The organism is Corynebacterium sp., assembly GCF_030152825.1.
In the GTDB taxonomy this organism is placed as follows: domain Bacteria; phylum Actinomycetota; class Actinomycetes; order Mycobacteriales; family Mycobacteriaceae; genus Corynebacterium.
Window position 1 is genome coordinate 33,576 of record NZ_JASLIP010000008.1, and the last position, 13,556, is coordinate 47,131.

Here is a 13,556-nt window from a genome sequence, read left to right on the forward strand (position 1 = left end):
GATTATGAACGTTTTCATCTGGGTACTCATTGGCCTGGTGGTGCTGGCCGCCATCGTGGCGATCGTCATCGTGGCGGGCCTGCGCCGCAAAAAGTCCAAGCAGATCTCCTTCGAGAAGAGTCCGGAGATCGAGAAGAAACCGTCTTCGGGCGACTACCAGGCCAAGGGTGGGTTTAACTTCACCTCTGGCGGGGAATCCCCCGCGCCGACCTCGGAGGATGCAGGCCGCCCGACGATGGATATCGGCGGGGTGAGCGTCCCGGCTCCCTTCGAGAAGGAGAAGAAGGCTCAGCCGCGAGGGGAGGCTCCTGCGGAGTCTTCTGAGAAGCCGCCACCGGCGAAGGCTGAGCCAGAGCAGCCTGCGGCTGAGAAGGGCGAAGCGGAAAAGGTCGAGGCGGAAGAGCCGGCATCCGTCGCATCCGAGGAAAAGAAGCCGGTTCCACCAGCAGCGCCCGCTGCCCCGGCAGCCCCTGCCACCGAGCAGGAGAAGCCGGCCGCGGAGAAGGCAGCCGACGAGCCGCAGGGGGAGCAAGCTGGAAGCGAGAAGCCGGTCACGGCCGAGCCTGCCCCGAAACAGGAGACCACCGCGTCGGCTGATGTCCCGGCTGCGCCGGCCGCGACCCCGGGAGCGCCTGCCGCGGAGAAGGAGACCGGACAAGACGACGGGACCGCCGCTGCGGCAACGGCTGAGGACGAGCCCGTAGACGCGGTTGAGGACGCCGCCACCCCGGCAGAGAAGCAGGAGGCCGCCCGCACCCAGGAGATCGCGCCAGTTGAGGGGCGCCTGGGCAAGCTGCGTGGCCGCATGGCGAAGTCCCAGAACGTCATCGGTCGCGGCGTGCTCGGCATTCTCAGCGCAGGCGATCTGGATGAGGATGCCTGGGAGGAAATCGAGGACACGCTGCTCATGGCGGACCTCGGTGCCGACACCACGATGAAGGTCGTGGACTCCCTGCGCGAGCGCATCGCCTCCCAAGGTGTGGAGAGCGAGGAGCAGGCGCGCGCGATGCTGCGCGAGGTGCTCATCGAGGCCGGCAAGCCGGAGCTGGACCGCTCCATCAAGGCGATGCCTTATGAGGGTAAGCCGGGCGTGATCATGGTTGTCGGCGTGAACGGTACAGGCAAGACCACCACCACCGGCAAGCTCTCCCGCGTGCTCGTCGGCATGGGCAAGCACGTAGTGCTGGGCGCTGCCGATACCTTCCGCGCGGCCGCTGCCGACCAGCTGGAGACCTGGGGCAACCGGGTGGGCGCCCGCACCGTCCGCGGCAAGGAGGGCGCGGATCCGGCGTCCGTGGCCTTCGACTCGGTGAGCCAGGGCATGGACGAGCAGGCGGACGTCGTCCTCGTGGATACCGCAGGTCGACTGCACACCTCCGTGGGCCTGATGGATCAGCTCGGCAAGGTCAAGCGCGTCGTGGAGAAGCGCGCCCGCGTGGACGAGGTGCTGCTCGTGTTGGATGCCACGGTGGGGCAGAACGGGCTGATGCAGGCCCGCGTATTCCGCGATGTCGTGGACATCACCGGCGTGGTACTGACCAAGCTGGACGGCACGGCCAAGGGCGGCATCGTCTTCCAGGTCCAGGAGGAGCTCGGCGTGCCGGTCAAGCTGGTCGGCCTCGGCGAGGGAGCGGACGACCTCGCGCCCTTTGAGGTGGAGAGCTTCGTGGACGCGCTCCTGGGCTAAAAAGAGCTTTTCAGCCAGGATTTTCTGGCTCGAGCGGCGGAACCTAGCAACGGGTTCTGCCGCTTTTTCGTTAATTTTTCCTGTTCTAGAGCTCCGCGATAATGATAAATTTATTTTTCGTAATCACGCTCAACTGATTACAAGAACACTTTCCAACTGGTTTGTCGATTGAAAGAAATGGACGCCTGATCGTATCGACTGTTAAGGATTCCCAACCATGGCTTCTCAAGAAATGGCCACCTCACCAGGCAATATAGCCTGGATGCTCATCAGTGCGGCCCTCGTGCTGCTGATGACCCCGGCACTCGCGATGTTCTACGGCGGCATGTCCCGCCAGAAGTCCGCGATCAACATGATGATGATGTCCTTCGGGGCAATGGCCGTCGCAGGCGTGATGTTCGTGATCTGCGGCTGGTCCATGGCCTACGGCACCCACTCCATCGCCGGAATCTTCGCTAACCCGACCGAGTTCTTCGGTCTCGCCCACAGCATCCTCGACGCCTCCGGGAATCCTCTCATCGACGCCCACGGCATGCCGAACGCCGTCAACGTCCTGTTTCAGATGACCTTTGCCATGATCGCCACCGCGATCATCTCCGGCTCGCTGGCCAACCGGGTGAAGATCCACACCTGGCTGATCTTCACCGCAGTATGGGTCGTCCTGGTGTATGCGCCGATGGCCCACATGGTCTGGGGTGGCGGACTCCTCGGCGAGGGTGCCAACAGCCTGTCCGCGTGGCTCTTCGGAACCCACCAGGAAGGCGCCGAGACTGTCGCGAACATTGTCCCCATCGACTTCGCGGGAGGCACGGTCATTCACATCAACGCCGGTGTGGCCGGTCTCGTGCTAGCGCTCATCATCGGCAAGTCCCAGAGCTTCATGAAGGAGCCCGATACTCCGCACAACCTGCCACTGGTGATGCTCGGCGCAGCGCTGCTCTGGTTCGGCTGGTTCGGCTTTAACGGCGGCTCCGCCATGGCTGCCGACGGCAGTGCCGCCCTGGCCTGCCTGAATACCTGTGTTGCGGTTTGTGCCGCGATGCTGGGATGGATGGTCAGCGAGCGGATCCGCACCGGCTACGTCACCTCCCTGGGCACGGCCTCCGGCGTGGTCGCCGGTCTGGTCGTCATCACCCCGGGGGCGGGGGATATGTCCCCACTGACCTCGATGCTCGCCGGTCTCGTCGGCGGCGTGCTGGCTTCCTACAGCATCTCGCTGAAGTACCGCCTCGGCTTCGACGACTCCCTGGACGTCGTTGGTCTGCACCTGGTCGCAGGGCTATGGGGCACCATCGCCCCGGGACTGTTCGCCACCGACCGCGGCCTGCTCACCGGTGGCGGCGCGGATGGCGCCAAGCTGCTCGCTGTTCAGGTGCTCATCGCCATCATCGCCGCTGCCTTTGGTGCCGTGGTCACCGCGGTGATCGCGCTGATCCTCAAGCGGACCCTCGGCTGGCGCATCAGCGCCGAGGAGGAGACCACGGGCATCGACGTCACGCACCACCGTGAGCGCGCCTACCACACCGTCGTCGATGCGGAGGCTGCTCCGCGGGAATAGTTCCCACAACTGGCTCTCACACGCCCGGCCGTTCCCGGACAACGCCCCCGCCGCGCTAAGGTGGCAGGGATAACTACTTAACGTTGTTCGCCCCGGCCGGGCGTTGAGACGTTTTCAGCGATCGTATTAAGGGAGACACGAGAACGTGTTTGAGTCACTTTCAGACCGGCTATCAGGTGCCCTCAAGGGGCTGCGTGGCAAGGGCCGCCTCACTGAGCAGGACATCAACACCACCGCGCGCGAAATTCGCCTCGCACTGCTCGAGGCGGACGTCTCCCTGCCGGTCGTGCGGGCCTTCATCAAGCGCATCAAGGAGCGCGCCAACGGCGTCATCGTCTCCGAGGCCCTGAACCCAGCCCAGCAGGTCATCAAGATCGTCGACGAGGAGCTCAAGGAGATCCTTGGTGGCGAGACCCGCCGCCTGACTCTGGCCAAGCATCCGCCGACCGTCATCATGCTCGCCGGTTTGCAGGGTGCAGGTAAGACCACCCTGGCCGGTAAGCTCGCCCGCTACCTCTCCAAGCAGGGGCACACCCCGATGCTGGTGGCCTGTGACCTCCAGCGTCCGGGCGCGGTGCAGCAGCTGCAGATCGTTGGTGAGCGTGCCGGTGTGACCACTTTCGCCCCGGATCCGGGCACCAGCCTGGAGTCCCACGACCATGAGATGGGCACCTCCACGGGTGACCCGGTCGAGGTCGCCGAGAAGGGTATTGAGGAGGCCTACCGCACCCAGCACGACATCGTCATCATCGATACGGCGGGTCGCCTCGGTATCGACGAGACGCTGATGACGCAGGCGCGTAACATCCGCGACGCCGTCGAACCCGACGAGGTGCTCTTCGTCATCGATGCCATGACCGGTCAGGACGCCGTGACGACCGCCGAGGCCTTCCGCGACGGCGTCGACTTCACCGGCGTGGTCCTGACCAAGCTGGACGGCGACGCCCGTGGTGGTGCGGCCCTGTCCATTCGTGAGGTCACTGGTAAGCCGATTCTGTTCGCCTCCACGGGTGAGAAGCTCGAGGACTTCGATGTCTTCCACCCGGACCGTATGGCCTCCCGCATCCTGGGCATGGGTGACGTCCTCACCCTGATCGAGCAGGCCGAGCAGGTCGTGGACCAGGAGAAGGCCATGAGCTCCGCCGAGCGCATGGCGTCCGGCGAGCTGACGCTGGAGGACTTCCTCGAGCAGATGATGATGATCCGCAAGATGGGTCCGCTCGGCAATATCCTGAAGATGCTGCCTGGCGGCTCCCAGATGTCCCAGCTCGCGGACATGGTCGACGAGAAGCAGCTGGACCGTATCCAGGCCATCATCCGAGGTATGACCCCGGCGGAGCGCAATGACCCGAAGATCCTGAACGCTTCCCGCCGCAAGCGCATCGCGGCCGGTTCCGGCGTGCAGGTCTCCGAGGTCAACCAGCTGGTCGAGCGCTTCTTCGAGGCGAAGAAGATGATGGGCCGTATGGCCGGCCAGTTCGGCATGCCCGGTGGGCGTTCTGCGACGAAGAAGCAGAAGAACCACCGCAAGGGCAAGGGGAAGAAGGGCCGCAACAAGAACCGTCGTTCCCCGAAGCGCATGAACCGTCAGGGCATGCCGGGAATGCCAGGCATGGGTGGCGGCATGCCGTCGATGAAGGAGCTCAAGGCGTTGCAGGATCAGCTGCCACCGGGCATGGAGGGCATCGATGTGGAGAAGATGTTCGGCGGAGGAAAGAAATAACCTCCACCCGCTCCGTGTCACGGCTCCGCGGCTGTGCCGTGCCGCCAGTGTTTCCTCCTGGCGGCTAGGTGCCGCACACGGTTCGGAAACCCGATGGGGAGGGGGTGGGCTTCTCCCAGCGCTCCAGGCCCACGCGGCGGGCGAAGGGGGCACGCAGGGCGTCCCACAGCTGCTTGAAGGGGGCGTGGTCGCCGCCGAGGGCCGCTGCCAGCGCCTCCTCGACGTGGGCGTTGCGGGGGTAATACACCGGGTTGGTGCGGGCCATGAGCTCTCTATCGGGCTGTGCACCCGACCACTGTTCGCACCAGCGCGAGAGATCGCGCAGTGCAGCGCTGTTATCGCCCAGCGCGCCGTTGGCTGACCACGTGTCGTGCGACGCTTGGCTGCCGAGCCCTGCCGGGTTGGCATCGGTGTCGGTGAGCTGGCGCAGGACCTGCGCCACATCGAGCTGATGCTCCTCGGCCAACACCTGGAACTCGCTCAGCACGTGCTGGTGGGAAGGCTGCTGCGCGTCGAGGCCGAGCGCGTCGGCGAACTCCGCATCCAGCGCGAGCCGGTAGGTCGCCGAATACTCATCCAGCACCTCTTGCGCTGTGGCTACCGCGCTGCGATTCGCTTCGGCCGAGTTCACGCCCGGCGTTGGGGTGAGCAGCGGCAGCATCGCCTCGGCCAGGCGCGCCAGGTTCCAGCCGCCGATCGCAGGCTGGTTGCCGAAGGCGTAGCGGCCGTGGGTGTCGATCGAGCTGAAAACTGCCTGCGGGTCGAAGCGATCCACGAAGGCCGCGGGGCCGTAGTCCAGCGTGAAGCCGCCGATGGCGGTGTTATCTGTATTCATCACCCCGTGGATGAATCCGAGTCGCATCCACTGCGCGATCAGCCGGGCCTGTGCTGTCGCGACATGCCGGTACAGCTCCAGGTAGCGCTCCGGGGCGGTGAGCTCGGCGAGGGCAGGGAAGTGGCGCTGAATGGCCATGTCTGCCACCCGACCCATAAGACCCGAGGCGCTCTCCGGGTCCCGCATACGCGCTGCCTGAAAGGTCCCGACCCGTAGGTGGCTGGTGGCGACCCGGACGATGGCCGCTGCTGGCTCGGTGCGGTGCCGACGCACCTCCTCGCCGGTGCTGAGCACCGCCAGGCTGCGAGCGGTAGGGACACCTGCGGCATGCATAAACTCACTGAGTAGGAACTCGCGCAAGGCTGCCGTAAGTGGGGTCTTGCCGTCGGAGCCGAGACGCGAGTACGCGGTGGTGCCCGCCCCCTTGACGTGCAGGTCCAGCAGTTCGTCGGTGTCGGGGGTGCGACGCTCGCCCAGCAGGACGGCGCGACCGTCGCCCATCAGCGGATTGAAGCTGCCGAACTGGTGGCCGGCGTAGAACTGGGCGACCGGGCGGGCGTCGGAATCAGTTCCGCGGCCGAGCAGAAACCGCACGCCAGCGGGGGAGCGAAGCCAGTCCACATCCAGCCCAAGCTCGGCTGCCAGGGGCTCATTCAGCACCAAAAGCCGTGCCCCAGGCAGTGGCGCGTCAGGCTCGTATGCGGCCGTGAGCTCCGGAAGCTGGCGGGCGAAGTTGTATTCGAGCGTCGGCGCCCCCGCGGCGTCCTTTTGGGGAGGCTGCGAGCCGAACACCTCGGACTGGCTGGAGTTTCGGAAACACATAGTGTCCACGGTATCGGCTTATGATGTCCGGGTGATTCGTGAAACGTTAAAGATCGCCTTCGCCTTCGTCGGTGTGATCGTGGGCGCCGGCTTCGCCTCTGGTCAGGAGGTCATGCAGTACTTCGTGGGCTTCGGTCTCGACGGCCTGTGGGGCGTGGGGCTATCCGCCCTGGTGGTCTGCTCGATGGCGCTGATCATCCTGCAGCTGGCCTCCTACTTCCAGGCCAAGGAGCACGGGGAGGTCTTCGACCGCGTCTCCCACCCGGTGCTCGCGAGGGTGCTCGACATCGGCGTGAGCCTGACCCTGTTTGCCACCGGCTTCATCATGTTCGCCGGGGCCGGGTCCAACCTGAACCAGCAGTGGGGCCTGCAAACCTGGATCGGCGGGGTCCTCATGGTGCTGCTGATCCTCGGCGCAGGCCGGTTGGACGTCGACCGGGTGACCACAATGATCGGGGCTGCAACTCCCTTCATCTTCGGTTTCATCGGCCTGGCCAGCCTTTACGTCATCTTCTTCGTCGACCATCCGCCGCTCGCGGAGCTGGACGCTGAGGCGCTGGCTATCGGCTCGCCGCTGCCGCACTGGTCTATCGCTGCGGTGAACTACGTGGGCTTCAACCTGATGGTCGCGGTGTCCATGGCGGTCGTGATCGGCGGGCAGATGTTCAATCCAAGGCTCGCGGGCCGAGGTGGCTTCTTGGGCGGGGTGATCCTTTCGCTGATGATGGCGATCAGCACCATCACGCTGTTCCTCGCGGTCCGCGAGGTGGGGCACGACGACCTGCCGATGCTGAGCCTCATCGTGCATATCCACCCGGTCCTGGGGCACATCATGGCGGTCGTCATCTACGCGATGATTTTCAATACGGCGCTGGGAATGTTTTATGCGTTGGCCCGCAGGTTGAGCGCTTCGAAGCCGGAGTATTTCTATCGCTATTACGTGGGAACCGTGGCGGTGGGGTTCGTGCTCTCCTTCGCGGGGTTTAAGAACCTGATCGGCTGGATTTACCCGCTGCTGGGGTACATGGGTCTGCTGCTTATCGCGGTGATGACCTTTGCCTGGGTGCGCCGCTATAAGCGGATCGCCGAGGAATCTGACCGCCGTCTGCGTCTGGTGGACCTGTGGCGCGTCGGCCGGGAGGGGGAACCCCTCGATGATGCGCAGTAGCGCTGCAGCTTAAGTGATAGCAGTGCTGGGTTTGGGTTTCCCGGCGCTGATGGCTATGCTGGTTAAGGTTATGGCTACGGCGGTTGTGCCGTGGTCATGCCATGCGAACGCTCTGCGGTATACCGATCCCGACCACGGCCGGCCGGTAGTCACCCGCAGGATAAACATCAAGGGTTGAACCGGTTTCCCAATCAAGGGGAAGCGACAAGAACTGCCCAGTGACCAGAAAAGGAGCCACATCATGGCTGTCAAGATCAAGCTTCAGCGCGTTGGTAAGATCCGCACCCCGCAGTACCGCGTGGTCGTCCAGGACGCTCGTGCCCGCCGCGGCGGTGCCGTCATCGAGAACCTGGGTATCTACCAGCCGGCAAACCAGCCTTCCGTCATCGACATCAACTCCGAGCGTGCTCAGTACTGGATCGGCGTTGGCGCTCAGCCGACCGACACCGCACTGGCACTGCTGAAGCTGACCGGTGACTGGCAGAAGGCTAAGGGCCTCGAGGGTGGCGAGAACACCGTGAAGCCGCAGCCGGAAAAGAAGTCCAAGCTAGACATCTTCAACGAGGCGCTGGCTGAGGCTGCCGAGGGCCCGACCGCTGAGGCAATCACCGAGAAGCGTCGCAAGGCGAAGGAAGAGGCCGAGGCTAAGGCCGCTGCTGAGGCAGAGGCCGCCGAGAAGGCAGAGGCTGAGGCTGCAGAGGAGTCCGAGGAGGCTTCCGCCGAGTAAACACTACCCCATTTGGGTGTGATTATCCAGATAACGGGGAGTCGCTGCGCACAAGCGTGGTGGCTCCCCGTTGTTCTTTATCTGATCGTTGGCCGGCGGGGGCACCCGAGGTGAGGGGTGCCCCCAGCGGGGTGGTTCCGCGTTCCGATTGACGAAAAAGGCGTCCCGAGTGGTGTAATCAAGATCTCACAAAACCTTGGGCAATTAAATAATTATTGTTCAACAAGTTCTTGTGGGATCGGGTGCATCGTGACCAGCGTTGTTTAGCTCCGCCCCAGTGCTCGGGCTGACCACGCAGTGGAATATGATGTACATCACGTGAGATTTAGCATCCGTAGAGGAGAAACCGGTGGACGTTGATAAGACCGTCAATCAGTACTACGAACAGATCCTGAAGCGAAATGCAGGCGAACCGGAGTTCCATCAGGCCGTCGCAGAAGTTCTGCAGTCGCTGAAGTGTGTTCTGCAAAAGGACGAGCACTACGCGCAGGATGGGCTCATCGAGCGCATGTGCGAGCCAGAGCGCCAGATCATCTTCCGCGTGCCCTGGATCGACGACAACGGCAAGGTGCAGGTCAACCGCGGCTTCCGCGTGCAGTTCAACTCGGTGCTGGGCCCTTACAAGGGCGGTCTGCGTTTCCACCCTTCCGTGAACCTGGGCATCATCAAGTTCCTCGGTTTCGAGCAGATCTTTAAGAACTCCCTAACCGGCCTGCCAATCGGTGGCGGCAAGGGCGGCTCCGACTTCGATCCGAAGGGGCGCTCCGATCACGAGATCATGCGCTTCTGCCAGTCCTTCATGACCGAGCTGCACCGCCACATCGGTAAGGACACGGACGTCCCAGCCGGCGACATCGGCGTCGGTGGCCGTGAGATCGGTTACCTCTTCGGCCAGTTCCGCCGCATGAATAACCGCCACGAGTCCGGCGTGCTGACCGGCAAGGGCCTGAACTGGGGTGGTTCCCTGGTCCGCACGGAGGCGACTGGCTACGGTGCGGTCTACTTCGTGCAGGAAATGATGATGGCCGAGAAGGAACGCCTCAACGGCGCCCGCGTCATCGTCTCCGGCTCCGGCAACGTCGCGATCTACGCGATGGAGAAGGCCCAGGAGCTCGGCGCTACCGTCGTGGCGTTCTCCGACTCCTCCGGCTACGTCTCCACCCCGGACGGCGTGGACCTCGAGCTGCTGCACCAGATCAAGGAGGTCGAGCGCGGCCGCGTGTCCGACTACGCCAAGCGCATCGACGGCGTGACCTTTCACGAGAAGGGCAACATCTGGGAGGTCGAGGCCGACGTCGCTCTGCCTTGTGCCACCCAGAACGAGCTCGACGGCGACTCTGCAGTCATCCTGGCCGATAACGGTTGCCGCTACGTTGCAGAGGGCGCGAACATGCCGAGTACCCCGGAGGCAATCACCGTCTTCCGCAAGCGCGGCATCCACTTCGGCCCGGGCAAGGCCGCCAATGCCGGTGGTGTGGCGACCTCCGCCCTGGAGATGCAGCAGAACGCCTCCCGTGACTCCTGGTCCTTCGAGTACACGGACAAGCGCCTCCGCGACATCATGCACCGCATCTTCCGCACCGCTCAGCGTGCTGCTGCCGAGTTCGACAAGGAGGGCGATTACGTCATCGGAGCGAACATTGCGGGCTTCCGCAAGGTGGCAGATGCAATGCTGGCGCAGGGAGTGATTTAATAGCCTGCATGCCAGATTTGCAGATTGGTCGAGTCATCAAGCCCCACGGCGTGAAGGGGGAGGTCGTGGTGGATCCGTCGACCGACCACGTGACGGAGCGCTTCGCCATCGGCGAGGCGCTTCGCGCAGTTCAAACGGGTAAAGAACGCCAGCTCACGGTCGCCGGCCTGCGTCGCCACCAGAACCGTCTTCTCCTCACTTTCGATGAGGTTCGGGACCGCGACGAGGCCGAGTCCCTGCGCGGGGCGCGGTTTATGGCCGCGCCGCTGCAGGATGATTCTGACGACGGCTACTACGACCACGAGCTCATCGGTCTGCGGGTACTCAACGTCGGGGCCGTGGACGCCGATACGGCTCACCGCCGTTCCTACGAGGGGGAGCAGCCCGAGCCCGTGGACATCGGCGAGGTCACCGGGGTCAGCCACGGCCCGGCCGGAGCGACCCTCGAGGTCGCCGTCGACGAAGATGCGGACCTGCCCACCGCGGGCTCCACGATCCTCATTCCCTTCAAGCTGGCGATCGTGCCCATCGTGGATCTCGACAACGAGGCTCTCGTCGTTACCCCACCGGAAGGGCTGCTGGAGCTGGCATGAGACTCGACGTCCTGACGATCTTCCCCGAGTACCTCGACCCGCTGCGCCACGCGCTGCTGGGTAAGGCCATCGAATCCGGGCGCCTCCAGGTTGGTGTTCACGACCTGCGGCAGTGGGCCACCGATCGCCACAAGTCCGTCGACGACACCCCCTATGGCGGCGGGCCTGGCATGGTGATGAAGCCCAGCGTATGGGGACCCGCCCTGGACGACGTCATCGCGGGCACCGGTCCCGCAGCCACCGCACGCGACCTCGAGACCTCCCTGGCCCACAAGAAGCTCGCACCCCTCGATGACCCTGATTCGGCAGGCGGGGGAGAAGGAGCGAACGACGGCGACGGAGACGGTACCACCGCACCGCGTGGCCCCGTGGTCGTCGTCCCCACGCCCGCGGGCAAACCCTTCACTCAGGAGATGGCGGCCCGGTGGTCCAAGGAGGAGCACCTCGTCTTCGCCTGTGGCCGCTATGAGGGCATCGACCAGCGAGTTGTCGACGACGCCGCCCGCAACTACCGCGTCGAGGAGGTCAGCATCGGCGACTATGTGCTCATCGGCGGCGAGGTCGCCGTCCTCGTCATGGCAGAGGCCGTCGTCCGGTTGATCCCCGGGGTTCTGGGCAATCAGGCTAGCCATGAGGAGGACAGCTTCCAGGACGGGCTGCTCGAAGGCCCCAGCTACACGAAGCCGCGGCAGTGGCGGGGGCTGGACGTCCCGGAGGTCCTCTTCAGCGGCAACCACGGCCTCGTCGACCGCTGGCGCCGCGAGCAGGCCTTGCGGCGGACACAACAACGCCGCCCGGAGCTCATTGAGAAGCTCCGAGCGGCGGGTGGGCTGAGCGCGGCGGACGAGCAAGTGCTCGACGCTCACCGCGAAGCCTAAGCGGCTGTTCACCGCGGGGCACCGGGCGGGCGGTTGGCCGCGCCCGGTGGTGGTATTTACCAGTCCGCGCCGTCGATGGCCTTGGTGTGATCACGGACCTGCTCACCCTCAGCGTAGAGCGGCATGTCCTTCTTCGCCTGGTAGAACGGAACGTTGATCGGTGCCTCCGGCTTACGACCACGGATCAGGTCCGCAGCCTTCTCGGCCAGCATCAGGACCGGGGAGTAGATGTTGCCGTTGGTGACGATCGGCATGGCCGAAGCGTCGACGACGTACAGGCCCTCCACGCCGTGGACCTGCATGCTCTCCGGGTCCACGACGGCCATCTCATCGTCCGCGGAGCCCATCTTGGCGGTGCAGGACGGGTGCAGCGCGGTCTCAGCGTCGTTGCGGACCCACTCCAGGATCTCCTCGTCGGTCTGCACAGCAGCACCCGGGGAGATCTCGCCGTCGGTGAACTCGCGCATCGCGTCGGTATCCAGCAGCTCGCGGGACACCTTGATGGCCTCGACCCACTCGCGGCGATCCTGCTCGGTCTTCAGGTAGTTGAAGAGGATCTCCGGCTTCTCGTGCGGGTCGGTGCTCTTGATCTTCACGTGGCCGGAGGTATCGGAGTACATCGGGCCGACGTGGAACTGAAAGCCATGCTCGCCCTCCGGCTGGCTACCGTCGTAGCGGATGGCCATCGGGAGGAAGTGGAACATGAGGTTCGGGTAGTCCTCGTTCTCATTGGAGCGAGCGAAGCCGCCGGCCTCGAAGTGGGAGCTAGCAACCGGGCCACGGCGGGTCAGCAGCCACTGCAGACCGATGATCGGGCGCATCCACATCTTGTAGTACGGCTGGGAGCTGACCGGCTGGGTGCAGTTGTACTGGACATAAACCTCCAGGTGGTCCTGCAGATTCTGGCCCACGCCCGGCAGGTGCTTGCGCACGTCAATGCCCAGGGAGCTCAGGTGCTCCTTATCGCCGATTCCGGAGAGCTGCAGCAGCTGCGGGGTGTTGAAGGCACCGCCACACAGGATCACCTTGTCCGCGTACACGCGACGGGTCTTGCCCTTCCAGGTGTACTCCGCGCCGATGGCCTTCGGTGCGGAGCCGTCGGCCGGCGCATCCTCGAAGAGAACCTTGGTCGTGAACGCCCGGGTGCGGATGTCCAGGTTCTTCCGGTTCATGATCGGGTGCAGGTACGCGCGAGCTGCAGAGTGGCGCTTACCGTGGAAGATGGTGCGGTCGAAGGGAGCGAAGCCCTCCTGGCGGTAACCGTTGACGTCGTTGGTCAGGTTGTAGCCTGCCTCCTGCACGGAGCGGAAGAAGGCCTGGAACAACGGGCTGGTGGCCGGGCCGCGGGTCAGCTTCAGCGGGCCGTCGTGGCCACGGCGTGGGTCGTTCGGGTCGGCCGCCAGCGCGGTCTCCAGCTTGTTGAAGTAGGGGAGGACGTGGGCGTAGTCCCAGTTCTCCATGCCTGGCAGCTTGCCCCACTTCTCGTAGTCCATCGGGTTACCGCGCTGGTAGATCATGCCGTTGACAGAGCCGGAACCGCCCAGCACCTTGCCACGGGCGTGGTAGATGCGGCGGCCGTTCATCTCCGGCTCTGGCTCGGACTCGTAGGCCCAGTCGTAGAACTTATTGCCGATGGGGAAGGCGAAGGCGGCAGGCATGTGGATGAACAGGTCCCAGAAGGAGTCCATGCGGCCGGCCTCCAGCACCATGACCTTCGTGTCCTTGTCCTCGGTCAGGCGGTTGGCCAGGACGGAACCCGCCGAGCCACCACCGACGATGACGACGTCGCGGTGCGAGTCCTCGATGACCTCGCCTGCGGTGTCGTTTTTCGCGAAGGGTGCCCGAATTTTATTCCAGAGCGACAAGAGAGAA

The 13,556-nt window shown here is 64.6% G+C and carries 10 protein-coding genes; 8 read left to right on the top strand and 2 right to left on the bottom strand.

Annotated features, from left to right (window positions below):
• The first annotated feature begins 4 nt into the window (after positions 1-4).
• From ftsY to ffh, 3 genes are all read left to right on the top strand, one after another.
• Positions 5-1,687 carry a signal recognition particle-docking protein FtsY gene (ftsY, locus tag Q1V78_RS01595; protein WP_300610901.1) on the top strand — a complete coding sequence of 561 codons (1,683 nt, stop codon included), beginning with the start codon at positions 5-7 and terminating at the stop codon, positions 1,685-1,687.
• A 217-nt stretch (positions 1,688-1,904) separates the two neighbouring features.
• Entirely contained in the window at positions 1,905-3,245 is a 1,341-nt protein-coding gene (locus Q1V78_RS01600) for an ammonium transporter (RefSeq protein WP_300610903.1), read from the top strand.
• A 145-nt stretch (positions 3,246-3,390) separates the two neighbouring features.
• Positions 3,391-4,968 (top strand): signal recognition particle protein, encoded by a 1,578-nt coding sequence (gene ffh / locus Q1V78_RS01605; RefSeq protein WP_300610905.1) that lies wholly within the window; start codon positions 3,391-3,393, stop codon positions 4,966-4,968.
• A gap of 64 nt (positions 4,969-5,032) precedes the next feature.
• Here ffh and Q1V78_RS01610 read toward each other — a convergent pair whose 3' ends face one another.
• Positions 5,033-6,625 carry a protein adenylyltransferase SelO family protein gene (locus Q1V78_RS01610; protein ID WP_300610907.1) on the bottom strand — a complete coding sequence of 531 codons (1,593 nt, stop codon included), beginning with the start codon at positions 6,623-6,625 and terminating at the stop codon, positions 5,033-5,035.
• Positions 6,626-6,656: 31 nt separating this feature from the next.
• Here Q1V78_RS01610 and Q1V78_RS01615 point away from each other — a divergent pair, with 31 nt between their 5' ends.
• The 5 genes from Q1V78_RS01615 (at position 6,657) to trmD (ending at position 11,684) form a co-directional block, all read left to right on the top strand.
• On the top strand, positions 6,657-7,793 hold the full coding sequence (locus Q1V78_RS01615) for a hypothetical protein (RefSeq protein WP_300610909.1): 1,137 nt from the start codon (positions 6,657-6,659) through the stop codon (positions 7,791-7,793).
• Between the two features lie 241 nt (positions 7,794-8,034).
• Positions 8,035-8,520: a 30S ribosomal protein S16 gene (gene rpsP, locus Q1V78_RS01620; RefSeq protein WP_300610911.1), complete on the top strand. Its 486-nt coding sequence runs from the start codon at positions 8,035-8,037 to the stop codon at positions 8,518-8,520.
• A gap of 349 nt (positions 8,521-8,869) precedes the next feature.
• On the top strand, positions 8,870-10,213 hold the full coding sequence (gene gdhA / locus Q1V78_RS01625; RefSeq protein ID WP_300610913.1) for an NADP-specific glutamate dehydrogenase: 1,344 nt from the start codon (positions 8,870-8,872) through the stop codon (positions 10,211-10,213).
• An 8-nt stretch (positions 10,214-10,221) separates the two neighbouring features.
• Positions 10,222-10,806 (top strand): ribosome maturation factor RimM, encoded by a 585-nt coding sequence (gene rimM / locus Q1V78_RS01630; RefSeq protein ID WP_300610915.1) that lies wholly within the window; start codon positions 10,222-10,224, stop codon positions 10,804-10,806.
• A complete protein-coding gene (trmD, locus tag Q1V78_RS01635; RefSeq protein WP_300610917.1) occupies positions 10,803-11,684 on the top strand; it encodes a tRNA (guanosine(37)-N1)-methyltransferase TrmD in 882 nt (293 codons plus the stop codon). The genes rimM and trmD overlap by 4 nt, the downstream gene beginning before the upstream one ends.
• 56 nt (positions 11,685-11,740) lie before the next feature.
• Here the strand turns inward: trmD and betA are convergent, their stop codons facing one another.
• Complete coding sequence (gene betA, locus Q1V78_RS01640) at positions 11,741-13,549, bottom strand: choline dehydrogenase (protein ID WP_284757677.1); 1,809 nt, start codon at positions 13,547-13,549, stop codon at positions 11,741-11,743.
• Positions 13,550-13,556 lie beyond the last annotated feature (7 nt).

What these genes read in the sequence shown, in the direction of transcription:
- ftsY (WP_300610901.1), top strand. Translation starts at nt 5, where the DNA reads ATGAACGTTTTCATCTGGGTACTCATTGGCCTGGTGGTGCTGGCCGCC.
- Q1V78_RS01600 (WP_300610903.1), top strand. Translation starts at nt 1,905, where the DNA reads ATGGCTTCTCAAGAAATGGCCACCTCACCAGGCAATATAGCCTGGATG.
- Q1V78_RS01610 (WP_300610907.1), bottom strand. Translation starts at nt 6,625, where the DNA reads ATGTGTTTCCGAAACTCCAGCCAGTCCGAGGTGTTCGGCTCGCAGCCT.
- rpsP (WP_300610911.1), top strand. Translation starts at nt 8,035, where the DNA reads ATGGCTGTCAAGATCAAGCTTCAGCGCGTTGGTAAGATCCGCACCCCG.
- rimM (WP_300610915.1), top strand. Translation starts at nt 10,222, where the DNA reads ATGCCAGATTTGCAGATTGGTCGAGTCATCAAGCCCCACGGCGTGAAG.
- trmD (WP_300610917.1), top strand. Translation starts at nt 10,803, where the DNA reads ATGAGACTCGACGTCCTGACGATCTTCCCCGAGTACCTCGACCCGCTG.